Annotated in this window: 25 protein-coding genes; 7 read left to right on the forward strand and 18 right to left on the reverse strand. The window is 66.9% G+C overall.

What is annotated here, in order from left to right; translation table 11 throughout:
• Positions 1 to 6: 6 nt before the first annotated feature.
• The 12 genes from mraY to ccmA all read right to left on the reverse strand — a co-directional run bounded on the left by mraY (position 7) and on the right by ccmA (position 11,888).
• Positions 7 to 1,071, reverse strand: coding sequence for a phospho-N-acetylmuramoyl-pentapeptide-transferase (gene mraY / locus CFE35_RS07965; protein WP_292929744.1), 1,065 nt, complete (start codon positions 1,069 to 1,071; stop codon positions 7 to 9).
• Positions 1,072 to 2,628, reverse strand: coding sequence for a UDP-N-acetylmuramoyl-tripeptide--D-alanyl-D-alanine ligase (gene murF, locus CFE35_RS07970; protein ID WP_292929746.1), 1,557 nt, complete (start codon positions 2,626 to 2,628; stop codon positions 1,072 to 1,074).
• Positions 2,625 to 4,094, reverse strand: a complete 1,470-nt coding sequence (locus CFE35_RS07975) for a UDP-N-acetylmuramoyl-L-alanyl-D-glutamate--2,6-diaminopimelate ligase (protein ID WP_292929748.1) — start codon at positions 4,092 to 4,094, stop codon at positions 2,625 to 2,627. Before CFE35_RS07975 ends, murF begins: the two co-directional genes overlap by 4 nt.
• Positions 4,091 to 5,836 carry a penicillin-binding protein 2 gene (locus tag CFE35_RS07980; RefSeq protein WP_292929750.1) on the reverse strand — a complete coding sequence of 582 codons (1,746 nt, stop codon included), beginning with the start codon at positions 5,834 to 5,836 and terminating at the stop codon, positions 4,091 to 4,093. The genes CFE35_RS07975 and CFE35_RS07980 overlap by 4 nt, the downstream gene beginning before the upstream one ends.
• The gene (locus CFE35_RS07985; protein WP_292929752.1) at positions 5,833 to 6,618 is read right to left on the reverse strand and encodes a hypothetical protein; all 786 of its coding nucleotides are present in this window, start codon (positions 6,616 to 6,618) and stop codon (positions 5,833 to 5,835) included. Before CFE35_RS07985 ends, CFE35_RS07980 begins: the two co-directional genes overlap by 4 nt.
• Positions 6,615 to 7,580, reverse strand: a complete 966-nt coding sequence (gene rsmH / locus CFE35_RS07990) for a 16S rRNA (cytosine(1402)-N(4))-methyltransferase RsmH (RefSeq protein WP_292929754.1) — start codon at positions 7,578 to 7,580, stop codon at positions 6,615 to 6,617. The genes CFE35_RS07985 and rsmH overlap by 4 nt, the downstream gene beginning before the upstream one ends.
• Positions 7,577 to 8,077: a division/cell wall cluster transcriptional repressor MraZ gene (locus tag CFE35_RS07995; RefSeq protein WP_292929756.1), complete on the reverse strand. Its 501-nt coding sequence runs from the start codon at positions 8,075 to 8,077 to the stop codon at positions 7,577 to 7,579. Before CFE35_RS07995 ends, rsmH begins: the two co-directional genes overlap by 4 nt.
• Positions 8,078 to 8,428: 351 nt before the next feature.
• The gene (locus CFE35_RS08000) at positions 8,429 to 8,995 is read right to left on the reverse strand and encodes an ABC transporter (protein ID WP_292929758.1); all 567 of its coding nucleotides are present in this window, start codon (positions 8,993 to 8,995) and stop codon (positions 8,429 to 8,431) included.
• A gap of 128 nt (positions 8,996 to 9,123) precedes the next feature.
• The gene (locus tag CFE35_RS08005) at positions 9,124 to 9,540 is read right to left on the reverse strand and encodes a hypothetical protein (RefSeq protein ID WP_292929760.1); all 417 of its coding nucleotides are present in this window, start codon (positions 9,538 to 9,540) and stop codon (positions 9,124 to 9,126) included.
• 18 nt (positions 9,541 to 9,558) lie between these two features.
• Positions 9,559 to 10,578 (reverse strand): cysteine synthase A, encoded by a 1,020-nt coding sequence (locus tag CFE35_RS08010; protein WP_292929762.1) that lies wholly within the window; start codon positions 10,576 to 10,578, stop codon positions 9,559 to 9,561.
• A gap of 78 nt (positions 10,579 to 10,656) precedes the next feature.
• On the reverse strand, positions 10,657 to 11,316 hold the full coding sequence (ccmB, locus tag CFE35_RS08015) for a heme exporter protein CcmB (protein WP_292929764.1): 660 nt from the start codon (positions 11,314 to 11,316) through the stop codon (positions 10,657 to 10,659).
• Positions 11,313 to 11,888 carry a heme ABC exporter ATP-binding protein CcmA gene (gene ccmA, locus CFE35_RS08020; RefSeq protein ID WP_292929766.1) on the reverse strand — a complete coding sequence of 192 codons (576 nt, stop codon included), beginning with the start codon at positions 11,886 to 11,888 and terminating at the stop codon, positions 11,313 to 11,315. The genes ccmB and ccmA overlap by 4 nt, the downstream gene beginning before the upstream one ends.
• Before the next feature lie 11 nt (positions 11,889 to 11,899).
• Between ccmA and CFE35_RS08025 the strand changes: the two genes are divergently transcribed.
• On the forward strand, positions 11,900 to 12,232 hold the full coding sequence (locus CFE35_RS08025; protein ID WP_292929907.1) for a 4a-hydroxytetrahydrobiopterin dehydratase: 333 nt from the start codon (positions 11,900 to 11,902) through the stop codon (positions 12,230 to 12,232).
• Here the strand turns inward: CFE35_RS08025 and CFE35_RS08030 are convergent.
• Complete coding sequence (locus tag CFE35_RS08030; protein ID WP_292929768.1) at positions 12,229 to 13,032, reverse strand: SDR family oxidoreductase; 804 nt, start codon at positions 13,030 to 13,032, stop codon at positions 12,229 to 12,231. The genes CFE35_RS08025 and CFE35_RS08030 overlap by 4 nt on opposite strands.
• A 32-nt stretch (positions 13,033 to 13,064) precedes the next feature.
• A complete protein-coding gene (locus CFE35_RS08035; protein ID WP_292929909.1) occupies positions 13,065 to 13,682 on the reverse strand; it encodes a DNA-3-methyladenine glycosylase 2 family protein in 618 nt (205 codons plus the stop codon).
• Between the two features lie 139 nt (positions 13,683 to 13,821).
• On the opposite strand from CFE35_RS08035, the gene CFE35_RS08040 reads away from it, so the two are divergent.
• The 3 genes from CFE35_RS08040 (at position 13,822) to CFE35_RS08050 (ending at position 18,178) form a co-directional block, all read left to right on the forward strand.
• Entirely contained in the window at positions 13,822 to 14,139 is a 318-nt protein-coding gene (locus CFE35_RS08040) for a 2Fe-2S iron-sulfur cluster-binding protein (RefSeq protein WP_292929770.1), read from the forward strand.
• 362 nt (positions 14,140 to 14,501) lie between these two features.
• Positions 14,502 to 16,823: a TonB-dependent receptor gene (locus CFE35_RS08045; protein WP_292929772.1), complete on the forward strand. Its 2,322-nt coding sequence runs from the start codon at positions 14,502 to 14,504 to the stop codon at positions 16,821 to 16,823.
• A gap of 2 nt (positions 16,824 to 16,825) precedes the next feature.
• Positions 16,826 to 18,178, forward strand: coding sequence for an alkaline phosphatase family protein (locus CFE35_RS08050; protein WP_292929774.1), 1,353 nt, complete (start codon positions 16,826 to 16,828; stop codon positions 18,176 to 18,178).
• A gap of 5 nt (positions 18,179 to 18,183) precedes the next feature.
• Here the strand turns inward: CFE35_RS08050 and CFE35_RS08055 are convergent, their stop codons facing one another.
• From CFE35_RS08055 to CFE35_RS08070, 4 genes are read right to left on the reverse strand one after another with little or no spacing between them, the layout of a single operon-like run.
• On the reverse strand, positions 18,184 to 18,678 hold the full coding sequence (locus tag CFE35_RS08055) for a DUF427 domain-containing protein (RefSeq protein WP_292929776.1): 495 nt from the start codon (positions 18,676 to 18,678) through the stop codon (positions 18,184 to 18,186).
• Positions 18,678 to 19,601, reverse strand: coding sequence for an N-acetyl-gamma-glutamyl-phosphate reductase (argC, locus tag CFE35_RS08060; protein WP_292929778.1), 924 nt, complete (start codon positions 19,599 to 19,601; stop codon positions 18,678 to 18,680). Before argC ends, CFE35_RS08055 begins: the two co-directional genes overlap by 1 nt.
• Positions 19,598 to 19,957 (reverse strand): SH3 domain-containing protein, encoded by a 360-nt coding sequence (locus CFE35_RS08065; RefSeq protein WP_292929780.1) that lies wholly within the window; start codon positions 19,955 to 19,957, stop codon positions 19,598 to 19,600. The genes argC and CFE35_RS08065 overlap by 4 nt, the downstream gene beginning before the upstream one ends.
• A 56-nt stretch (positions 19,958 to 20,013) precedes the next feature.
• Positions 20,014 to 21,426 carry a M17 family metallopeptidase gene (locus CFE35_RS08070; protein ID WP_292929782.1) on the reverse strand — a complete coding sequence of 471 codons (1,413 nt, stop codon included), beginning with the start codon at positions 21,424 to 21,426 and terminating at the stop codon, positions 20,014 to 20,016.
• Between the two features lie 51 nt (positions 21,427 to 21,477).
• Here CFE35_RS08070 and CFE35_RS08075 point away from each other — a divergent pair, with 51 nt between their 5' ends.
• The 3 genes from CFE35_RS08075 to CFE35_RS08085 all read left to right on the forward strand — a co-directional run bounded on the left by CFE35_RS08075 (position 21,478) and on the right by CFE35_RS08085 (position 23,885).
• Positions 21,478 to 22,305, forward strand: coding sequence for a DUF3298 and DUF4163 domain-containing protein (locus CFE35_RS08075; protein ID WP_292929784.1), 828 nt, complete (start codon positions 21,478 to 21,480; stop codon positions 22,303 to 22,305).
• A 37-nt stretch (positions 22,306 to 22,342) separates the two neighbouring features.
• Positions 22,343 to 23,176 (forward strand): type I methionyl aminopeptidase, encoded by an 834-nt coding sequence (map, locus tag CFE35_RS08080; RefSeq protein WP_292929911.1) that lies wholly within the window; start codon positions 22,343 to 22,345, stop codon positions 23,174 to 23,176.
• Between the two features lie 370 nt (positions 23,177 to 23,546).
• The gene (locus CFE35_RS08085) at positions 23,547 to 23,885 is read left to right on the forward strand and encodes a P-II family nitrogen regulator (RefSeq protein ID WP_292929786.1); all 339 of its coding nucleotides are present in this window, start codon (positions 23,547 to 23,549) and stop codon (positions 23,883 to 23,885) included.
• The last annotated feature ends 114 nt before the right edge of the window (positions 23,886 to 23,999 follow it).

Genomic DNA, 23,999 nt, shown 5'->3' on the forward strand with positions numbered 1-23,999 from the left:
GCCTGCTTACCGAACCTTCAGCGTGGCGAGGCCGATGAGCGCGAGCACGATCGAGACGATCCAGAAGCGGATGACGACCGTCGATTCCTTCCAGCCGAGCTGTTCGAAATGGTGGTGGATCGGCGCCATGCGGAACACGCGCTTGCCCGTGCGCTTGTAGACGAAGACCTGCACGATCACCGAAACCGCTTCCATCACGAACAGCCCGCCGACGATGCCGAGCACGATTTCATGGTGGATCGAGACCGCGATCACGCCGAGCGTGCCGCCCAGCGCAAGGCTGCCGGTATCGCCCATGAACACAGCGGCAGGCGGCGCGTTGAACCACAGGAAGGCGAGGCCCGCACCCATCACCGCGCCGCAGTAGATCGACAGCTCGCCCGCGCGCGGCACGTGCGGAATGCCGAGGTAGGCCGCGAAATCCGCGCGTCCGGCAAGGTAGGCGATGATCGCGAAAGTGCCCGCCGCGATGATCACCGGCATCGTCGCGAGGCCGTCGAGCCCATCGGTGAGGTTCACCGCATTGCCCGCGCCAACGATCACGAACGCCGCGAACAGATAGTAGGCCGGGCCCATCGGAATATAGAGATTGCTGAAGACGGGCAGATAGAGATTGGTATCGGTAACGACGAGCGCCAGCGCAGTGCCCGCCACGACAAATTCGGCGATGAGCCGGATGCGCGCGGACAGGCCTGCGTGGGCGTATTTCGTCACCTTGGCGTAGTCATCAAGGAAGCCGATGAGGCCAAAGCCCAGCGTAACGACGAGGCAGGCCCATACGAACTTGCTGGTGAGATCCATCCACAGCACCAGCGAGATCGCGAGGCTGATGACGATCATCAGCCCGCCCATCGTGGGCGTGCCGCGCTTGGCGAGGTGCGATTGCGGGCCATCGGCGCGGATCGGCTGGCCCTTGCCCTGGCGCACGCGGAGCATGTTGATGAAGCGCGGACCGATGATCAGGCCGATGGTCAGCGCGGTGATCAGCGCCGCGCCCGAACGGAACGACTGGTAGCGGATCAGGTTGGCGATGCCTTCGAAATGCAGCCAGTGCGCCAGCAGGTAGAGCATTCAGTTTTCCCCGGCCGTTACGGCTCCAACAGCAGACCTGGCGGGCCGCACCCCGGCCGTGAGCGCGCGCACGAGGGCACCCAGTCCGACCGAATTCGACCCTTTGACCAGAATGGCGTCGCCGCCCTGCGGGCAATCCGCAGCAAGGCATTCCGCCGCTTCTGCAGCATTTCCGGCATGGTCGAGTTCGATTCGCCCCGCAAGGACGCCGCCTGCGCTTTTCCCCAGCGCGGTTGCCAGTTTTCGGCCAAGCCCGGCCGCCAGCGGGGCCATTTCCGGGCCGACGAGGATGATCCGCTCCACCCCGGCGGCGATCAGCGGCTCGGCCAGCGCGGCGTGATAGGCATCCGATCCTTCGCCCAGTTCCTTCATCGCGCCGAGCACCGCGATATGGCGGCGGGCGGGCGTTTCGCCCAGCGCGGCGATGGTCGCGCGCATCGAGGCGGGATTGGCGTTGTAGCTTTCATCGATCAGCAGCGCCTTGCCCGATCCGTCACCGCCAGGAGCCGGGATCACATGGCGCGCGCCGCGCCCGGCCAGACCTTCCATCTCCGCGAGCGCAAGGCCTGCCGCGCCCAGATCGCCGCCTGCCGCCGCAACCGCCGCCATGACGGCGAGCGAATTATCGACCCAGTGCGCGCCGGGCTGGGCAATCGTGTAGCACAGCTTGCGCGGGGCGAGCGAACCGCCGAACGATGCGGTGACGAGCGTGCCGCCGCCGTGCGCTGGCACGGCATCGAGCAGGCGCACATCGGCAGCGGCGCTGCGCCCGAAGCCGATCACCCGCCCGGCATGGCGCGCGGCGGCTTCGCGCAGCAGCGCGAAGTGCGGGTTGTCGGCCGGGATGATCGCGGTGCCGCCCGGCTCCAGCCCTTCGAAGATTTCAGCCTTTGCCTCGGCAATCGCTTCCTCGCCCGAGAAGTGCCCGATATGCGCGGGCGCAATGGTCGTCACGATGGCGATGTGCGGGCGCACCAGCCGGGTCAGCGCGGCAAGCTCGCCCGCATGGTTCATGCCCATTTCGAGCACGCCAAAACGCGTGCGCGGCGGCATCCGCGCCAGGCTGAGCGGCACGCCGACATGGTTGTTGTAGCTTTTGACCGAGCGGTGCGCGCGGCCCCGGCTACCGCGATCGAGCGCGGCGAACAGCGCTTCCTTGACCCCGGTCTTGCCCGCCGAACCGGTGACGCCGATGACCACGGCTTCGGCGCGGTCTGCGCGGGCGCGGGCGGCATGGCCCAGATCGACCAGCGCCTGCGTGGTGCTTTCGACCAGCACATGCGGCCAGGGCACCGCCCGATCCACCAGTGCCGCCGTGGCCCCGCGCGCGAAGGCGCTTTCAAGGAAGCGGTGGCCATCGCTTTCCGCGCCGATCAGCGCGATGAACAAGTCGCCGGGCTGGACTTCGCGGCTGTCCGTCGCGCAGCCCGAAACCTCGAACGTGCCCGAAGCCGTGCCGCCGGTCGCGGCCGCGATTTCGTCCGCCGTCCACAGCGCGAGGCCGATGGCGTCGCCCGCTTCGACCGGCCATTGCAGCAAGGCTCTCATCGCATTCATTGGCTGCACTCCCGCGCCACTTGCACGTCGTCGAAAGGAAGGACGCGCATGGCCTCACCGCGTCCCACGATCTGGCCCTGTTCGTGGCCCTTGCCGGCCACCAGCACGATATCACCCGCGCCCGCGGCGGCAATGGCGGCGGCAATGGCTTCGCGGCGGCCCGGCACTTCGCGCGCGCGTTCGTTGCAGCCGCCCATGACGGCGGCACGGATGAGGCCGGCGTCCTCGCCGCGCGGATTGTCATCGGTCACGATTACCAGTTCGGAGCCTGCACAAGCGGCGCGGCCCATCTCGGGCCGCTTGCCTTCATCGCGGTCCCCGCCCGCGCCGAACACGGTGACGAGCTTGCCCGTGCCTGCGACATGCGGGCGCAGCGCGGCGATGGCGGCGGTGATGGCATCAGGCGTATGCGCATAATCGACATAGACCGGCGCGCCAGCCCGCGTGATCGCGGCGCGTTCCAGCCGCCCGCGCACCGGCTGGATGCGCGAAAGCGCGGAGAGCGTCGCTGCCGGATCGCCGCCCGCGGCCATGACCAGCCCCGCCGAAACCAGCGCGTTGGCCGCCTGATAGGCCCCGATCAGCGGCAGATCGAGCTTGCGCGTGGTGCCGCCGAACGCCAGTTCCAGCGTCTGCCCCAGCAGCGTGGGCGTGCGCGAGAGGAGGCGCAGCGTCTCGCCCTGCTCGCCCACGGTGATGAGCTTCAGCCCGCGTGCCTTGGCCGCTGCGATGGCCTGCGCCGACCACGCGTCGTCCGCCCAGACCACCGCCGTGCCATCGGCTGCGATCACATCGGCAAACAGGCGCATCTTGGCGGCGAAATATGCCTCCATCGTGCCGTGATAATCAAGATGATCGCGGCTGAGATTGGTGAAAGCCCCGGCGATCACGCGCGGGCCTTCGTTGCGGAACTGATCGAGCCCGTGGCTGGAGGCCTCATACGCCACGTGGCTCACACCCTCGCGCGCAAGGCCCGCAAGATTGGCGAGGAAAGTTACGATATCGGGCGTGGTGAGGCCGGTGGAGACGCTTTCGTCTGCGGTCGTGACGCCGAGCGTGCCGATGGATGCGGCGTGGAAACCCGCCATGCGCCAGAGCTGGCGCGTCATCTCGACCGTGGAAGTCTTGCCGTTGGTGCCGGTGACGGCCACTAGCGTTTCGGGCACCGGCGCGAAGAACGGGGCGGCAAGGCACGCGAAGGCCCGGCGCGGGGCGGGATCGGCGATATGGACCGCGCCTTCCACAATGGCTTCGGGCCGGGCGACAATGGCAATCGCACCAGCCTTTACCGCGTCGGCGATGAAATCCTCACCATTGAACCGCGCGCCGGTGAACGCGCCGAACACCGTGCCGGGGGCGACCTTGCGGTGATCGATGGCAAAGCCGGTGACTTGCGCGCTGGCCAGACCCGTGGCGGTTTCAGGCAGGACCAATCCAGCTGCTGCGGCAAGGACGCCGAGGTTCATTCGCCGTCTCCGGAGCCAACCAGCGGGCTGAGGTCGGAAATATCGACATCGTGGTGCGCATCGGGAACCACACCCAGCATCGGCCCGATGCGCGGCACCAGCCTGCCGACGATGGGCGCGGCGTTCCATGCGGCGGTGCGCTGGCCGGAAGTGGCAGTCGTGCCTTGCGGTTCATCGAGCATCACGATCACCACATAGCGCGGCTTGTCCATCGGGAAAGCTGCCGCAAAGGTCGCGATCAGCGAGGTCTTGCGGTAGCCGCCGGTGCCGGGCTTTTCCGCCGAGCCGGTCTTGCCGCCAACGCGAAAGCCGGGGGCATCGGCCTTGCGGCCCGTGCCATCGGCCACAATCATGCGCAGCAACTGGCGCAGCCGCGCGCTGGTCGAGGCCTGAAACACGCGGCGGCCCGGCGGGAGGTGCGCAGGGTCCACCTTGTAGAGCGTGGCCGGGCGCCAAATGCCGCCATTGACGAGCGCGGCATAGGCCGAGGCGAGGTGCAGCGGCGTGACCGCGATGCCGTGGCCATAGCTCACCGTCATCGTCGTCAGCCGCGCCCAATCGCCCTTGCCGCCTTCGCCGCCGCCATGCGGCCAGAGCGGGAAACCGCGCGCGGGCAGTTCGATGGTCGGGCGCTCGTTCATGCCCAGCGCCATCATGGTGGCGCGCAGCCGGACCGGCCCAAGCAGGTCGGCCACGTGCGCGGTGACCGTGTTCGACGAATGGATCAGCGCCTCGGGCACATTGAGCGAGGCGCCGAAATTGTGGCTATCGTGAATGGTGAACTTGCCGACCGGGAACGGCACCGCCGGATAGCGCACCGAAAGATCGGTGATCACCCCGGCATCGATGGCCGAGGCGACGGTGATCGGCTTGAACGTGGAGCCGAGCTCGTAGACCTGGTTCGACACGCGGTTGAACACGAGATCGTTGAAGGCCATGTCCGACCGGTTCGGATTGAACGAGGGCAGCGAGGCGAGCGCGATGACTTCGCCGCTATCGGCATCGAGGATCAGCCCCGCCGCGCCCTTGGCATTGGTTTCCATCATGCCCCGGCCCAGCTCGTCCTCCAGCGCGCCTTGCGCCCGCGCATCGATGGAGAGCGCGGTGGGGGTGCCGCGATAGGCCGGATCGAGCAGGCGCGGCTCCAGCACCTGTTCCATGCCGACATGGCCCTTGCCCGCCTCGTCGACATAACCCAGCACGTGTGCGGCCAGCGAGCCTTGCGGATAGAAGCGCTGCTCCTCACGCGGGAATTCAAGCGCCGGTTCGCCCAGCGCGAAGACCTTGTTGGCTTCTTCGGGCAGGACGCGGCGGCGCAAGTAGCCGGGCTTGCCCGCCTTCAGCCGCGCCACGAGATCGGCGTAATCGGCATCGGGGAAGATGCCGAGGAGCGCGCGCGCCACTTCTTCGGGCGTCTTGACCAGCGGCGCACCACCCTCACCCAAGGCCTTGGGATTGAACCACAGCGAATAGGACGCAAACGCGCGGGCGAGCGGGAGGCCGTTGCGATCGGTGATTTCCCCGCGCGAAGGCAGCAGCGCTTCGGCCAGCGAGGCGCGCTCGGGCGTCTGTTCGAACAGGCCGAGCTGGCCAATGCGCACGCAGGCCGTCAGCGCGACGAACACGAACAGCAGCATGATCCACAGCACGCGCAGCCGCGCGGTATTCAGCGCGCTGTGGCGAACATTGGCCAGCTGGACGCGGCCGGTGGCAATGGCGGCTGAGGCGGTGAGCGCATTCACGGGGTGGACTTGCTCCCCTTGGTGGCCGGCTTCTTGGCGGCGGGCTTTTTAGCAGCAGGCGTTTTGGCAGCAGACGTTTTGGCGGCAGACTGGGCGCTGGCCCCGGATTTCGCTTCCGTCAGCTTGGCACCCTTGCCGGGACGAACGCCGTCATCCTTGGCAGACTTGGCGAGTGCCGGCTTCTTGCCCGAGACAACCTCCTTGCCGCCCTTTTCTTTTCCGCTCTTCTCCTTGCCGCCTTGGCCCGGCGTGCCGACCATCGACAGCCGCGCGCCGAGATTGGCGGTCGCCGCAGCCCGCTCCTGCGCATCGGCGGGCTTTGCCGCAGGCTTCGCAGCATCCTCCTGCGCAGGAGCAGAAAGATCCGCCGAACCGGAAAGCCCGGCTCCGGCAAGCCCCGCGATCACCGACGGGAACGCCGCTTCTGCCGCAATCGCATCGTCCGCGCTGGCCACGCGAATCGGTTCGGGCGCATCGGGGCCTTCGGGCTTGGCGAAGGCGGCCAGCTGGCGCTCGCTGGCGATATACTGGCTGGCCGAAGGCGCGACATAGCCGAACTCGACATCGTTCCAGAGCTTTAATTGCTGCTGGTTGGCGCGGGTTTCCACCTCGGTTTCGAGGTAGAGCTTCTCCTTGCGCAGCGAAATGATCTGCAGTTCGGTGCGGTGAACCTGGCTGCGCAGCGCATTGACGCGAAATGCCATGACCATGACCAGCGCGCCGCAGACGAGCAGCAGTGCAAGCCAGCCGACAGACCGGAAGCGGTTGGCACTGACCATCATGCGGCCATCCCTCCCATCACGCGCCCCTCCCGCGCGGGCGCAGCGGTGCGCACGGCCCAGCGCAGCGTGGCCGAACGCGCGCGGGGATTGCGTGCCTGCTCCTCCGCGCTGGGGCGGATCGCGGCGGAAGGCTTTTCGAACACCGGCGCGGCGGCGGGGCCGCGCACGGGCAGATGGCGGGACCCTGCGGGAACAGCGCCGGCCGCTTCGCGCAGGAACTGCTTCACAATGCGGTCTTCGAGGCTGTGGAAGCTGACAACCGCGAGGCAGCCGCCGGGGGCGAGCACGCGCTCTGCTGCGGCCAGCCCGGCGTGAAGTTCGTCCAGCTCACCGTTCACATGAATGCGCACGGCCTGAAAGCTGCGCGTCGCCGGATCCTTCGGCGCGCCGGGGCGATAGCCCAATGCCTTGCGCACGACATGGGCGAACTCGCCCGTGGTCGTCAGCGGACGAGCGGCGACCACCGCGCGGGCGATCCGGCGCGACTGGCGCTCCTCGCCGTAGTGATAGAGCACATCGGCAATCGCTTCTTCGGCTGCGCCGTTGAGGAAATCGGCGGCGCTTTCCCCGGCCTGCGACATGCGCATATCGAGCGGGCCATCGCTGGAGAAGGCGAAACCGCGCGCGGCCTGATCGAGCTGCATCGAGCTGACGCCGATATCGAACACGACGCCCTGCACCGTTGCCACGCCCACATCGGCCAGCCCTTCGGCCAGTTCGGAAAAGCGGCGCGGATGCAGCACGAGGCGCGGCGGCACTTCGGAGACTTCCCCCCAGGCCCGGCCGGCCGCAATCGCATCGGGGTCGCGATCGAAGGCATGGACGGTTGCGCCGGCACCGAGCAGGCGGCGGGTATATCCGCCTGCGCCGAAGGTGGCGTCCACGATCATGTCGCCCGGCGCGGGGTGCAGCGCGGCGATCACCTCATCGAGGAGCACGGGGATGTGGGGAGCCGCCGTCATTTGCGGGCTGCCTTGGCCGAAAACTCGGCCATGCGGGCGCGGCAGGCCGATTTGACCGAGTCCCATTCCGGACCCATCGCAAACAGCACATCGGGCGACCAGATCATGATCTGGTGCATGCCGCCGTGAAAATAGAGCTCATCGCCAACCTGGGCCTGTTCGCCGAGATATTCGGGCAGGACGAAGCGGCCGGAATCATCGAAGTTGATCCGGGCGAAACCGGCAATCTGTGCGGCGCGCAAGTCGATGTCGAACGGCTCGCCACGCTCGATCGCCACGCGTTCCTCGTGCGCCAGCATTTCGGCAAAGCTGTCGGCGCGCGATTCGCCGAAGCCGACGAGGCAGGGATGCTTGGCGTGTTTGTCGAGGCAAAGGGTGCGGCTGCCGCGCGAGGCATCGCGGACGGTCTGGCGGAAGTCCGCAGGGAGGACAAAGCGGTTCTTCTCGCCGCGCGGCGAAAAGCCCTGCCCCCAATACTGCGACTGCGCCCCTGCCACGCGCCGGTTCCCCACCTCGGACGAAAGCCTCCCGACCCGGCCGCGCGCACCCGCGCTGCCGACTCATCCCCCGCGGATGCGTCATGGAGTCCGTCCTGATGGGAGGATGTCTTAACGCGGGAGGGTCCGGGCGAAAAGGGGAAAATGCGGGAAATCACGTTCAAACGTTGATTCCACCGGATGAATCATTGCTTGGGGCAATCACGTAGGGTGGCGCGGAATGGCTGGCGCATCAGGCGAAATCCCGCATTTCCGCCAAATTTCATGGCTGACCGGCGCGGCGCACACGGAACGGCTGCGCGTTCCCGCGATTTCCCGTGGGCGATTCCCGCAAAATCCCGTGTGGAAAACTCAAGGCGCGAAGGCGCGCCGCATCAGCATCCGCAGCATCCGCCCGCGCTGGGCCGCTGCCGGGCCTTCTGCCGGTTCCAGCAATGCCGCATCGGCCACGATCAGCGCGCTGCCCTTGCCGATCCGGCACTGGGCCATGAGGCCACCCTCCTCGATCCGGCACAGCGCCACTGCTCCCGGAAGCTGGGAAAGTTCCCCCGGAGCGTTCACCGGAAACGGCATTCCCGCGTTTTCCCGCTCTCCTCGATCCTCACGCAGCGCCAAGCCCCAGTGCGTGAGGATCGGGGAAAGCAGCACGGTATCGGCGGGGCGGCGCGGATCACCGAGCGGGAAGCGGCTTTCGCTGGTCAGCAGGGGATCGGCGAACAGCAGCAGGTGCCCGCCGCTGCGCACCCAGCCATCGAGTGCGACGTTCTCCGCAGGCTCCAGCGGGCGCGGCTGCGCGATCAGCAGATCGGCGAGCGCACCGGGTGCGAGCAGGGTATCGAGCGGGACGAGGCGGCGGCTTTCTTCGAGCACCGGGCGCGCCCAGTGCGGCTTGCCGGGCACGGCCAGCCGGGCGGACACGCCATCCGCTTCGCTCCACAGGATCGGCAGGCTGGTGAACAGGCCGAGCGGGCTGCGCTGGGGCGATTGGCTGCAAGCGGACAGCGCGAGCGCGCCCGCCGCGAGGACAAGCAGCGCGCGAATGCGGTTCAGTTGCCGGCGGGGCGCGGCGCGGGCCGCGCGGGCTTGGCCCCGTTCGCCTCGTTGCCACCACCGCCGCCCACCGGCAGTTCGGGCGCAACGCCCATGTCGACCAGCGGATCGTTGGCCGTGCTGGGGCTTGGGCTGGGGCTGACGGCCACGGCCGGTGCCGTGCTGGCGGTGGCGCCTTCTACCTGCTTGGCCCGGTCCATGATCACATTGGCAAGGCTGACGATCAGCAACATCGCCGCCAGCCCGAACAGGCCGATCTGCAGGCGGTGCACTGCCTGCGCGCGCAATTCACGCGGGGTGGGGAACGCGGGCTGAAGCGCCGCGCGGCGCGCCGCATCGGCGGGGGATTCGCCCGCTGGCGGCACGAACTCTGCCGCAGGTGCGCGATCAGGGATAAGGCCGAACAATGCCATGGCCCTGATACTACGCGCTTATGCCAGCCAAGGGAATACCGGCAGCCCCTTCGCGCGCAGCCACTCCGGATTGTAGAGCGAGGAGAGGTAGCGGAAACCGGTGTCGCACAGGATGGTGACGATGCGTTTGCCCGGTCCGAGCTGCTTGCCCAGCGCGACGGCCCCCGCCACGTTGATGCCGCTCGACAGGCCGAGGCACAGCCCTTCCTCGGCCAGCAGGCGGCGCACCCATTCGAGGCCGTCCTCGTCCGAAATGCGGAACTGCGTATCAATCGGCGCGCCTTCGAGGTTCGCGGTGATGCGCCCCTGCCCGATGCCTTCGGCGACCGAGGAGCCTTCGGATTTCAGCTCGCCGTGGGCGTAGTAATTGTAGAGCGCCGCGCCGTGCGGGTCTGCCAGACCGATGGTCACGGCCTCGTCGTACGCCTTGAGGCCGAAGCCCACGCCCGCAATCGTGCCGCCGGTGCCCGCCGCGCAGATGAAGCCATCGATCCGGCCTTCCATCTGCGCCCAGATTTCCGGCGCGGTGCTTTCGATATGGGCGCGGCGGTTGGCGATATTGTCGAACTGGTTGGCCCAGATCGCGCCTTCGGTCTCCTCGGCAATGCGGCGCGAGGTGTGGACGAAGTGGCCCGGATTGGAAAACGGCGCGGCGGGGACCAGCACGAGCTCGGCCCGCAAGGCGCGCAGCGTGTCCATCTTCTCGCGCGATTGGGTTTCGGGCATGACGATCACGGTCTTGTAGCCCAGCGCATTGGCGACCAGCGCAAGGCCGATGCCGGTATTGCCCGCCGTGCCTTCGACGATGGTCCCGCCTGGCTTCAGCGCGCCGCGCGCTTCCGCATCGCGCACGATCCACAGCGCGGCGCGGTCCTTCACCGAGGCGCCGGGATTGGCGTATTCACACTTGCCATAGATCTCGCAGCCAGCAGCCTCGCTCGGTCCTTTCAGCAGGACGAGCGGCGTATTACCGATCAGCGAGAGAGTATCGGACAGCGGGGCGGGCGGGGGGGCGGGCGACGGGACGATCTGGTTCATGCCCGGTGAGGTAATGCGCCGCCGCGCGCGCCGCAATGGATTTGCGCTTGGGCGGCGGCAAGCGCGGGTTTGAAGGGGCTACTCCCGCCCGGCCCGGATCGCACCGCCTGCCGCGAACGGCGCAATCGCCAGCACCGCAAGGCTGGAGGCCGCCAGCAGCAGCAGGCCGCCCTCCCCGCCCGGCTGGAGCGAGCCCGCGCCGAAGATCAGCAGCGGAACGGCCAGCGGAATCGCCAGCAGCCCGCCCAGCGCGGCGCCCGCGCGCAGGCCCGCCGTCAGCGCGGCAATGGTCACGCCGATGGCGGCAAGGCCCGGCGTGCCGAGCAGCAGGCCCAGCTCCACCGTCCACAATTGCGCGCCGTCCAGCCCCAGCAGCCCGGCGGCGAGCGGCGCGGCGAGCATCAATGGCACACCGAAGCTGAGCCAGTGCGCGAGAATGCGCAGCAGCAGCACGCCTTCTTCGGCAATCCCGCGCAGCGCCCACTGGTCGAAGAACCCGGCCTCCAGATCAGGCTCCACCAGCCGGTCGAGCGGGAGGATCGCGGCAAGCAGCGCCGCCACCCAGATCACACCTGCCCCGGTGCGGGCCAGCAGCCGCGCGTCCGGCCCCACCGCGAAGGGATAGAGCATCGCGACAGCGAGGAAGAACAGCAGCGGCAGCAGCGCCCCGCCCCGCCCCGGCGCGCCCATCAGCAGCAGGGTGAGATCGCGGCGGAAGATCGTCCACAAGGATTTCACGGCAGATGCTCCAGCAGCGCGAGCGTCTTGAGCTTCTGCAATTGCAGCGGCTGGTGCGAGGCGATGACGGCAATGCCGCCGAGCGCGCGGTGCGCCTCGATCGCGGCTTGCGTGGCCGCGCCCCAATGCGTGTCGAGCCCGTTCAAGGGTTCGTCCAGCAGCCAGATCCGCGCGCCGCTGGCGGCGAGGCGGGCGAGTGCGGCGCGCTTGCGCTGGCCGGTGGAGAGATAGCGCACAGGCACATCGAGCAGATCGTCCAGCCCGAAATCGGCGCGCGATTCTCCGGCACGGTCCACTGCGCGCCAGAACGCCAGCGCTTGTCCCAGCGGGAGGTGCGCATCGAGCGCGGGGCGTTCGTCCGCCAACGCCAATGTGCCGTCATGCTCGACATGGCCGTTATAGGGCCGCAGCAGCCCGGCCAGAATGCGCATGAGGCTGGACTTGCCGATGCCGTTCGGCCCGGCCAGCTGAAGCGCATCGCCCTGATGGAGTTCGAAGCCCACCCCCTTGAACAGGAGCCGGTCGCCGCGCCGGCAGGCAAGATCATAGGCAGCAAGACGAGCAGGTTGCATCACCTCACGCGATAGGGGAAAGACCGGGACCTGCCAAGGAGAGCCGAACGATGGCGATTGCCCAGCTGACCGAAACCGAACGCGCCGCCGCACTCGCCGCGCTGCCCGCGTGGTCCTTGCGCGAAGATGGCCTCGCGATCACCCGCACTTTCCGCTTCGCCGATTTTGCTGAGGCCTTCGGCTTCATGACCCGCGTGGCAATCCTGGCGGGAAAGGCCGATCACCACCCGGAATGGTTCAACGTCTACAACCGCGTGGAAATTACGCTGACGACGCACGATGCGGGCGGGCTGAGCCAGCGTGACGTGGCGCTGGCATCGGCGATTGACGGGTTCGGGGCCTAGCCGCCCAGCGGCCCGTTTTGCTGGCCCACCTGCTTGCGCAGCGCGCCGGGCATCCAGCGGGCGGCGAAGGCGAGTTTCCGCGCGGTCTTGCCCACCAGCGTGTGGACTTTATCGCCGTGGACCGCCGCCCATGCGGCTTCGGCCACATCGCTGACGGGGGTGATTTCCAGCCCGGCGGAGATGACGCGGCCGCGGATGTCCTCGTTCGAGGCGCGGTTGGGCGCGTGATCGAGCAGCGGCGTTTCGATGAAGCTGGGCATCAGATCGCGCACGCGGATGCCGTCTGCCTTCCATTCGCCATCGAGTGATTCGGTGATCGAGCGGACGCCGAACTTGGTGGCCGAATAGATCGAGCCGCCGGGCACACCATAGATGCCCGCCGCGCTCGCGGTGTTGAGCAGGCACGATCCGGGTGCGGACGCCTTGAGCCAAGGCCAGGCCGCCTGCGCGCCGAAGATCACGCCCTTGAGGTTGATATCGAGCGTGCGTTCGACTTCCTCGGTGCTGCAATCGATGATGCGCCCGCCGATGGGAATGCCCGCATTGTTGAACACCACATCGATCTTCCCGCCCGAAGCCGCCGCGCAATCGGCAAGCGCCCCGTCCCACGCGGCGCGATCCCGCACATCGAGCTTGTGCTGCGAGGAGAACCCCGCCGGGATTAGCGCGGCGGTGCCTGCCATGCCTTCCTCGTTGATATCGGCAATGCCCACGAACCAGCCGCTGCGGCCAAACCGTTCTGCCACCGCGCGCCCGATGCCCGATGCGCCGCCGGTGATGAAAATCGTCTTGGTCGCCACAACTCTACACCCTTTGTTGTTGGGGCGCGAACTTACAGCGCGGGGTTGTTATAGCAATGCCACGTGAAGATCGCCGCCGCGCCGCGATGCGGGCGCCAGTCTTCGGCCATCGCGCGGGCCTGCTTTTCGTCGGGCCGCTCGGCCAGCCCCAGCAGCTTGGCCATGCCTGCCTGCACTGCCAGATCGCCCGCCGGCCAGATATCGGGGCGACCTTCGGCGAACAGCAGGTAGATTTCCGCCGACCAGCGCCCGATGCCCTTGATCTTGGTGAGCTGCGCGATGGCGGCCTCGTCGTCTTCGGGCAGGGAATGCAGATCGAGCTCACCCGTCACCACCAGTTCGCACAAGGACCGCGCATAGCCCTGCTTCTGGCGCGAGAGGCCGCAGGCGCGCAGGGAATCGAAATCGGCTTGGAGCAAGTCCTGCGGCGGCATGGCATCGCCGAGCAGCGCCTCCAGCTTGTTCCAGACAGACGCGGCGGCGGCGACGCTGACTTGCTGGCCGACAATCGTGCGCAGCAGCGTGACATAGCCGCGCTGGCGGATGCGCGGCTCTGGGTGGCCGACACGGGCGACCGCCTCGGCGATCAGCGGGTTCTTCGCGGAGACGTAGGCGAGCCCATCCGCGATCTGGCTGGCAGTGAGGCCCATATCCGAAAGCTTTCCTTTTGAGGCCATGATGCAGCGCAGCACCTTGCCAAAACGCCCCCCGCGCGATAGCAGCCCCGGGCAAACGGGGCCAGAGAGCGCGCCTACCCAATCCTGCCGCTCTCAACAGGAGATCAGATCGATGCCGAAGCTTGTCGTGGTGAACCGCTCGGGTGAAGAATCCACTGTCGAGGCCGCAGCCGGCCTTTCGGTGATGGAAGCGATCCGCGACAACGGCTTTGACGAACTCCTCGCGCTGTGCGGCGGCTGCTGCTCGTGCGCGACCTGCCACATCTATATCGACCCTGCCTTCGCCGACAAGCTGCCGAAGATGAGCGAAGACGAGAACGACCTCCTTGATAGCTCGGATCACCGCAACGAGACCTCGCGCCTTTCGTGCCAGGTGCAGCTGACGGCTGATCTCGACGGGCTCAAGGTCGTGATCGCACCGGAAGACTGAGGCGCGCCGCGCGGCCAAGCGCTGCGCGACCTTCCTGAAAAGGCAGACATGAAAACGCCCCGGCGCAGCAACGCGCACGGGGCGTTTTCATGTCTGCCGGGGACAGCTCACACCCATTCCACGCGCTGCAGTCAGTGCCTGAACGCGCGATGAATTTGCGTGGTCTGGCCGGTCCATTCACCCCGTGGGCAAAGCGGTCCAGCGGGAGGTATTCCGAATGTATATACCATGTAGCTATTTTGCTGCGTCGCCAAAATGTCACACGAGAAAACTCCCTAAAGTACCGTTTTAATTACTCAAAAATGTCATACTTCAACCCTAGCAGCCGCAGCATTCCAAGGCTTGATGAGGGAGTTTTTTGTATGCGCCTTGCCACTCTGCTGCTCACCACCACGGCTTTTGCCGTCGCCAGCCCCGCCTTCGCGGCACCCGAACCCCAGACCGCCGCACCGGCTGCTGCCGATGCGACCGCCACCGAAAGCGGCGAAGGCGAAGCCATTGTCGTCTACGGCACCGGCAAGACCCGTCAGGTTCAGGAAGTTTCGGGCGCCGACCTTGCCATCCAGGCCGCAGGCACCAGCCCGCTGCGTGCGATCCAGAAGCTGCCTTCGGTGAACTTCCAGTCCGCCGACGCCTTCGGCACCTATGAATGGTCGACCCGCATCACGCTGCGCGGTTTCAACCAGAACCAGCTCGGCTTCAACCTCGATGGCATTCCGCTCGGCGACATGTCGTATGGCAACAACAACGGCCTGCACATCAGCCGCGCGATCTCGGCGGAAAACATCGGCCGCACCGTCGTCAGCCAGGGTTCGGGTTCGATCGACACGCAGTCGACCAACAACCTCGGCGGCACGCTGAACTTCTATTCGATCGATCCCAAGGAGGCGCTCGGCCTCGATGCCAGCGGCACCTATGGCTCGAACAACACCTGGCGCGGGTTCCTGCGCGGCGGGATCGGCACGCGCGATGGCGCGCGCGCCTTCGCGTCGGTGGTCTATGCCACGACCGACAAGTGGAAGGGCGATGGCAAGCAGCGCCAGCTCAACGTGAACGCCAAGGGCGTGGTGCCGCTGGGCTCGGTCACGCTGGACGGTACGTTCAGCTATTCGAACCGCGCCGAGCAGGACTATCAGGACCTCAGCCTCGATCAGATCAAGCGCCTTGGCTATGACTGGGACAACTTCGGCCCCGGCCAGTATGCGCTGGCCATTCAGGTGGCCGACATTGCCGCCAATCGCGGCGATACCGGCACCACGCCGCTCAACCCTTCGGCGGGCACGGTCTATCCCGGCAAGATCAAGACCGCAGACGACGCCTACTACGATGCATCGGGCCTGCGCCGCGATACGCTCGCCTCGGTCGGCCTGCTCGCTGATCTCGCGCAGAACGTGACGCTGAAGGCGCGAACCTACTTCCACAAGAACGAAGGTCAGGGCACTTGGGGTTCGCCCTATGTCAACAGCCCGACCGGCGTGCCGATGGCACTGCGCACCACCGAATACGACATCAACCGCAAGGGCCTGTTCGCCAGCGTGAACGCCGAACTCGGCATGAACAGCCTGACCGTCGGCGCATGGTACGAGAACAACGACTTCAATCAGGCGCGGCGCTTCTATGCTTATGCCAGCCGCACCAACCCGGGCCGCGATCACCTGAAGTTCCAGCGCGATCCGTTCTTCACGCAGTGGGAAGTGGCGTTCAACACCAAGACTTTCCAGTACTACGTCGAGGACGAAATCAAGCTGGGCGATGCCAAGATCAGCCTCGGCTGGAAGGGCTTCAAGGTCGACAACCACGCGCGGCCGATCGTGGCGGGCGGGCGCACGCAGGGCGATCTGGCGACGAAGGACTGGTTCCAGCCGCATGTAGGCGCGAGCTACAAGTTCACGCCCGAGATCGAGGCCTTTGCAGGCTTCACCCAGGTAACGCGCGCCTTCACCTCGGCCACCACGGCAGGGCCGTTCTCGTCCAGCCAGGTCGGTTTCGATGCGATCAAGCCGTTCCTCAAGCCGGAACAGTCGGACACGTATGAAGCGGGCCTGCGCTACACCAGCGGCATCTTCAACGGCGTGCTGGCGGGCTACCTCGTCAACTTCCGCAACCGCCTGCTGGCGATCCCGACTTCGGTGGGCATCGTGGGTGCGGCGAATGCGCTGCAGAACGTGGGCGGCGTGCGTTCGGCCGGTATCGAGGCGAGCGGCGAAGTGCGCTTCGGCCGCGGCTGGTCAGCGCTGGCTTCCTACAGCTACAACGACAACACCTACCGCAACGACGTGGTGATCCGCACCAAGGATGCGCAGGGCAACGATGTGGTGACCACGATCCCGACCGCGGGCAAGACGGTGACCGACAGCCCCAAGCACCTCATCCACGGCGAAGTTTCCTACGATCAGGGGCCGATCTATGGCCGCGTCGGGGTTGACTTCATGTCGAAGCGCTACTTCACATACACCAACGACAAGTCGGTCCCGCGCCGCGCGCTGGTGGATGCGACGTTGGGCTATCGCATTGATCTGGGGATGAGAAAGCCGGTGGAACTGCAGATCAACGCGACCAACCTGCTGGACAAGAGCTATGTCGCCACGATCGGCTCCAACGGCTTCGGCAACAGCGGCGATAACCAGACGCTGCTCGCCGGTGCTCCGCGCCAGGTCTTTGCAACGATCAAGGTAGGGTTCTGATAATGCGCCGCGCGCTTCCTTTCGCTCTTCTCGCCGCAGTTTCGCTCGGCGCCATGACCGGGGAAGCGCGCGGCGCTCCCGTCCTCTTGATTTCCATCGACGGGCTGCGGCCCGCCGACGTGCAGGACGCCGAGGCGCGCGGCCTTAAAGTGCCCAACTTGCGGCGCTTTCTGGCCGAGGGCACGTATGCAACCGGCGTCACCGGCGTGCTACCGACGATTACCTATCCCAGCCACACCACGCTGATCACCGGGGTTTCGCCCGCCAAGCATGGCATCGTGGGCAACACGACTTACGATCCCCTGCAGATCAACCGGGGCGGCTGGTTCTGGTATGCCTCGGACGACAAGGCGCGCACGCTGTGGGATGCCGCGCACGAAGCGGGGCTGACCACTGGCAATGTCCACTGGCCGGTTTCGGTGGGCGCGAAGAACGTGACATGGAACCTGCCGCAGATGTGGATCACCGGACACGGCGATGACCGCAAGCTGCTCGACGTTCTGGCAACGCCGGGGCTGACAGGCGAGCTGGAGCAGGCGGCGGGCGTCCCCTATGCCGATGGCAAGGCCGAAGACCTGCCCGCCGATGTGGTCCGCGCGAAATATGGCGCGGCGTTGATCGCACAGCACAAGCCTGCCTTCATGACGATGTACCTCGCCGCGCTCGATCACACGCAGCATGAAGCCGGGCCGGGTTCGGCGCAGTCGCATGCCGTGCTGGAAGCGCTCGATGGCCTCGTTGGCGATCTCGTTGCGGCGGAAATGAAAGCCCATCCCGATGCGGTGATCGCGCTCGTCAGCGACCACGGTTTCGCGCCCGTTGATACGGTGATCAACCTCTACCGCCCGTTCATCGATGCCGGGCTCGTCACCGTGAACGCGGACGGCAAGATCACGGCGGCGGAGGCAACCCCATGGGGCTCGGGCGGATCGTTCGCGATCAGGCTGGCGCGGCCCGATGATGCGGCGCTGAAGGCCAAGGTGAAAGCCGTGCTCGACAAGCTGGCCGCCGATCCTGCCGCGAAGTTCGAGCGCGTGCTGGATGCGGCAGAGACCCTGGCTGCGGGCGCCAATCCCGAAGCGAGCTTCTATGTGAACCTCAAGCTCGGTGCGGTTGCAGGGCCGTTCATCAATGCCACCTTGCCGCTCACGTTCCCCTCACCCAGCAAGGGCATGCACGGCTATTTCCCCGCTGCGCCTGAGATGCGCTCCACCTTCATGGTGATGGGCAAAGGCGTGGACAAGGCGCGCAATCTGGGCGAGATCGACATGCGCACGATTGCGCCGACGCTGGCGAAGGCGATGGGCGGCACGCTGCCCGGCGCGGAAAAGCCTGCAATCGAATTGGCAAAGTAGGAAGCCTACCAGCCCCGGCTGCCGGGTCCGCCCTTGAACGGCCCGGCCACCGCGCTGGTGATCCATCCGCCATAGAACGCGCCCGGCTGCGGCACCACGGTTTCGCCGTCCACGCTGCACCGGTCAAACGGCGCGGCATAGAACGCGACATGGTCCTTGAGCGCGAGGAAGCTGCGCGTCGGGCTCGGGTAGCTCCAGCCGACTTGCGGCAGGACTTCGCCTTCCACCACAACGTCCCAATAGACTGCCGCGCCCTTCCATTCGCACAGCGAGGAGCCTGACGCGCGGCGCAGCACGCCCGGCGCGATGTCGTCCGGGTGGATGTAGTAGCTGGGCGGATGGCTGGTTTCGAGCGTCTGCACGGCGCGGCGGGTATCGGCGATGATGCGCCCGCGATGAGCGATCACCACATGCACAGAGCAAGGCCGCGCCACGGCGGGGCGGGGATAGTCCCACACGCTTTCCTGCCCCGGACGGACCGGATCAGGTTTGGGCCACATCAGAGCCGCAGCCCTGCCGTCTCGGGCAGGCCGCTCATCAGGTTGAGGCTCTGCACCGCAGCCCCGCTCGCGCCCTTGCCGAGATTGTCGAGCAGCGCGACGAGCCGCGCTTGCGTGCCGTCCGGGCTGCCGAAGACGTAGAGATCGAGCCCGTCGCGCGGTTCGTCCGAGCGGCGCAGCAGGAGTTCATCCGGCACGCCCTCCAGCACGCGCACCAGCGGGCTGTCTGCGTAGAACACCTTCAGCGCATCGCGCAGCGCGTCAGGACCAGCCGCGCCGGGCATCGCGGCCAGCGGCACCGGCACTTCCACGACCATGCCGCGATGCGCGGGGATCACCGCAGGCGCGAAGATCGGCGCATGGGTCAGCCCCGCATGGCTCTGCATTTCGGCCACGTGCTTGTGGCCCAGGGCGAGGCCATAGGCGCGGAAGGCAATGTCGGGATCGTCCTCGAACCGCGCGATCAGCGCCTTGCCGCCGCCCGAATAGCCCGAGACGGCGTTGACCGTGTAGGGCCAATCCGCCGGAAGCAGCCCGGCGCGCAGCAGCGGCACGAGGAGGCCGAGGAAGCCGGTGGGATAGCAGCCGGGGTTGGAAACCCGCTTGGCCGCCGCCACCGCCGCATGGCCCGCGATTTCAGGGAAACCATAGGTCCAGCCCGGTGCCGTCCGGTGCGCGGTCGAGGCATCGATCACGCGGGTGCGGTCATTGGCGATCAGCGAAACCGCCTCGCGCGCCGCATCATCGGGCAGGCACAGGATAGCGACGTCCGCCGCATTCAGCGCCTCTGCGCGCGCGCCAGCATCCTTGCGTTCGGCATCGCTGAGCGCGATCAGGCTGAACTCGGCGCGGCCCGCAAGCCGGTCGGCGATTTCAAGGCCAGTGGTGCCCGCAGCGCCGTCGATGAAGACGTGTGTGGTCATGGCTCCAGCGCCGTCAGCGGGAGATAGCCGACGAGGCCGTCCTCGCCCTGCTGTCCCCAGCCCCAGCCGCCTGCGCTATCGAGCAGATTGAAGGTCTCGCCCGCCGCCAGCGTGCCGATCTCTTCCGCTTCCGCGCGCCCCGCCGTGCGCAGCGTGGCCCCGGCAGCGGCCACCGTGCGCGGCATCGGGATGGCATAGTGCGAGACAAAGACCTGCCCGGCATAGCGGATATGCGCGACATCGCCGCGCACCGCGCGGGTATGGGCATGCGCATCGAACTTGGGCGCGGGGCCGCCAAGCGAATAGGACGTCTTCAGGCTGGCCACATCCAGCACGGACTTTACAAGGTCGGTCACGTCAGGCTTTCCGGCAAATGCGAAAGCCGGGCGCTTAGAGGCATCGGGCTCCGGGTTCAAGGCGTGGCGGCCTTTGCAAAACGGGACAGGATCAATCCCCACGCGGCGCGCAGGCCCAGCGCCTCGCCGCCCTTGGGCCGCCCGGGCTTGCTTGCAGGCCGCCAGGCGAAGGTATCGAAGTGCGCCCAGTCCACGCCCACGGCCACGAACCGATCGAGGAAGAGCGCGGCCACCGTCGCGCCCGCGAACCCGCCCGAGGGGCTGTTCTGCAGGTCGGCCACATCGGATTTCAGCATTTCGCGGTAGCCATCGTGGAGCGGCAGCCGCCAGCACGGATCATCACGTTCGAGGCCAGCGGCGAGCAGGCCGTTCGCGGTTTCATCCGTCCGTGCAAACATCGCAGGCAAGTCCGGCCCCAGCGCCACGCGCGCCGCGCCGGTCAGCGTGGCAAAATCGATCAGCAGATCCGGCTTTGTTTCGCACGCGCGGACCAACGCATCGCCCAGCACCAGCCGCCCTTCGGCATCGGTATTGGTGATCTCCACCGAAAGCCCCGCGCGTGAGCGCAGCACGTCGCCCGGGCGGAAGGCATTGCCTGAAACCGCGTTCTCCACGGCAGGCACCAGCAGATGCAGCCGCACCGGCAGCCCCGCGCCCATTACCAGCCCCGCCAGCGCGAGTGCATGGGCCGCGCCGCCCATGTCCTTCTTCATCAGCGCCATCGCCGAACTGGGCTTCATGTCGAGCCCGCCCGAATCGAAGCACACCCCTTTGCCCACGATGGCAAGGCGGGGATGTGCCGGATCGCCCCACTCGATCTCGATCAGCCGGGGCGCATGGCTGCGCGCCGCCGCGCGGCCCACGGCGTGGACCATCGGATAGTCGCGCTCCAGCGCATCGCCCGAAATCACGTGGATCACCGCGTGGTGGGCCTTGGCCAGCGCGCGCGCTTCGGCCTCCAGCTGGGCAGGCCCCATGTCCTCAGCGGGCGTATTGACCAGATCGCGCACCGTGATGACCGCGTCCCCCTCGGCCAGCGCGGCGTTCATCGCGCCCAGCGCGCCCGTCAGCAGCAGCCGCGCGCCCTTGTCCGAAGCCTCGCTGCGATAGCGATCGAAGCGGTACTGCGCGAGACGCCAGCCGATCAGCGCCGGGCCTTCCGCGCCGGGTTGCGCCAGCCGGTATGTCCCGGCAGGCAACCGGTCTGCCAATGGCGCGAGGCACCAGCTGGCAAGTTTCGCCGGATCGGCCACGCCGCCCACGGCAAACCACCCCTCCCCCGCACCAGCTGCATCGGGGACAATCGCCATCTCCCCCGCGCCGCCTTCAAAGCCCTGCCCCGCCAGCACCGCGCGCTGGGCGGGGGTGAGCGCGGCGAGCCAGGCGGGCAGGCCCTGCTTGTCGACAACATGGAGCGGAATGGCCTTCTGGCCGCGATCGGGCTGGATCAGTGCATCAAGCTGGTTCATCGTAACCGCGATTCTTGCCGCACCTTGGCGGCGAGTGCGAGAGGAAACTGCATGGTGCGCCTGCCTGCCCCCAAAGCGCTGGGGTTTGCCCTTATTCTGAGCCTTTCCGCCTGCCAGCAATCCGCTGCGCCCGAAGCGGCGGCCACGGGCGCTGGGGCAGAAGCTTCGGCAGCAGCGCCTGCCCCGTCCGCGCCGGCTGCCCCCGCCGCAGAGGCACGCAAGGTCAGCGAAAAGAGCGAGCTTTCGGAATTCGACTACAGCTATCCCGCCGCCGCCGCCGCGATCCCCGCGCTGCGCGAATGGCTGGACGCCGATCTTGTCAGCCGCCGGGCAGCGCTTAACGCCGAAGCCCGCGAAGGCAAGGAGGATGCCAAAATCGGCGAATATGATTTCAATCCCTACATGGGCTCGACCGAATGGAAGGTGGTGACCGACCTGCCCGGCTGGCTGAGCCTTTCGGCTGAGGACTACAGCTTCTCCGGCGGCGCACATGGCAATTCCGCGTTCGAGACGATCCTGTGGGACAAGGCGGCCAATCAGCGCCGCACGGCGGCCGATCTGTTCACGTCGCCCGCTGCGCTGAAAGCCGCGGTGACGAAGGGCTTCTGCGCCGAGCTGGACCGCCAGCGCGCCAAGAAGCGCGGCGAAGACTTCGCCTATGATCCGGACGACGATTTCAGCAAGTGCATCGATCCTAACGAGCAAGTGGTGATCCTCGGCTCAAAAGGCGGCAAGGGCTTCGACCGGATCGGTTTCCTGATCGCGCCTTACAACGCCGGGTCTTACGCAGAGGGCAGTTATGAAGTGACCCTGCCGATCACCGCCGCCATGCTCGCGGCAGTGAAACCGGAAAACAAGGCTGCCTTTGTGATCCCATGATCTCGCAATTGCTTCGCAATGGCGCTACATGGCCCGCATGACCGACTATGTGATCGCCGACGAAACCGATGTGATGCCGCGTGACGGCACGATCAAGCTGCATGGCCCCGCAGGCTTTGAAGGGATGCGCAAGGCGGGCCGCCTTGCTGCCGAAATCCTCGATGCGCTGGTGCCGATGGTGCAGCCGGGGGTTTCCACTGCCGCGCTCGATGATGTGGTGCGCCAGATGACGCTGGATGGCGGCGCCATTCCGGCCACGCTGGGCTACCGCGGCTATACCCATTCGTGCTGCATATCGATCAACCACGTGGTGTGCCACGGCATCCCTTCGGATACGCGCGTGCTGCGCGACGGCGATATCGTGAACATCGACGTCACTCCGCTGCTCGATGGCTGGCACGGCGATTCCAGCCGCATGTACCTCGTCGGCGATGTGCCGCTGAAGGCGCGGCGGCTGGTCGACGTGACGTATGAGTGCCTGATGATCGGCATCGAGCAGGTGAAGCCCGGTGCGCGGCTGGGCGATATCGGCGCGGCCATCCAGGCCCATGCCGAGCGCCACCGCTACGGTGTGGTGCGCGAATTCTGCGGACACGGCGTTGGCCGCCTGTTCCACGATGCGCCCGAAGTGATCCACGCCGCGCACAAGGGCACTGGCCCGGAACTGCGCCCCGGCATGTTCTTTACCATCGAGCCGATGATCAACCTCGGCAAGGCAGGCGTGAAGCTGCTCGACGATGGCTGGACAGCGGTAACGCGCGACCGTTCGCTTTCAGCGCAGTTCGAGCATTCGATCGGCGTGACCGAAACCGGCTGCGAGATCTTCACGCTGAGCCCGGCGGGGCTGCACCAGCCGCCTTACGGGGCCTGAAGTTACCCCTCCGTCATCGGCTTCGCCGATGACACCTCCCCATTTGGGCTTCGCCAAAATGGGGAGGTGCCTGAGCGAAGCGAAGGCGGAGGGGTGGCTGCCCAAAAAACAGGCAACCCCTGCGCAAAACTTGTGCAGCAATCAGCCTCACTCGCGCAACTTGCGCAATGCGCAGGCGTGCGCGAACCTCGCATTCTTGCCGGAACGCCCGAATTCCCGCTTTCGCGAGGGCCATTCATCGCCTAGTGAGGCGATGGACCCGCGTGGCACGATTCTTGGATAGCTGTTCCGGTATCGGGCTTACGTACAAAAACCAACCGCCGGAAAGGGCCTCGGCCCGTCAACCGGATTGCCTGCAGGGAATGATCGAGTGAAAAAGGTCGAAGCGATCATCAAGCCCTTCAAGCTGGATGAGGTGAAGGAAGCGCTGCATGAAATCGGCGTTTCCGGCATCACCGTCACCGAAGCCAAGGGCTTCGGCCGGCAGAAGGGCCATACCGAACTCTATCGCGGCGCCGAATATGTCGTGGATTTCCTGCCCAAGGTGAAGCTTGAGGTGGTGGTGACCGATGCGCTGGTCGACCGTGTGGTCGAAGCGATTGCGTCCGCCGCCCAGACAGGCCGGATCGGTGATGGCAAGATCTTCGTGTTTGCAGTGGAAAGCGCGCTGCGCATCCGCACCGGCGAACGCGACAACGACGCGATTTAGGGACGCGATTTAGGGACGCGATTTAGGGACGCAATCTAGGGACGCGCTTCAGGCGAACCCGATCACACTTCACCCGGAGGCAGCCGCGGGCCGGCGACTTCCCCATTTTCTTGA

Source organism: Novosphingobium sp. PASSN1 (genome assembly GCF_002278815.1).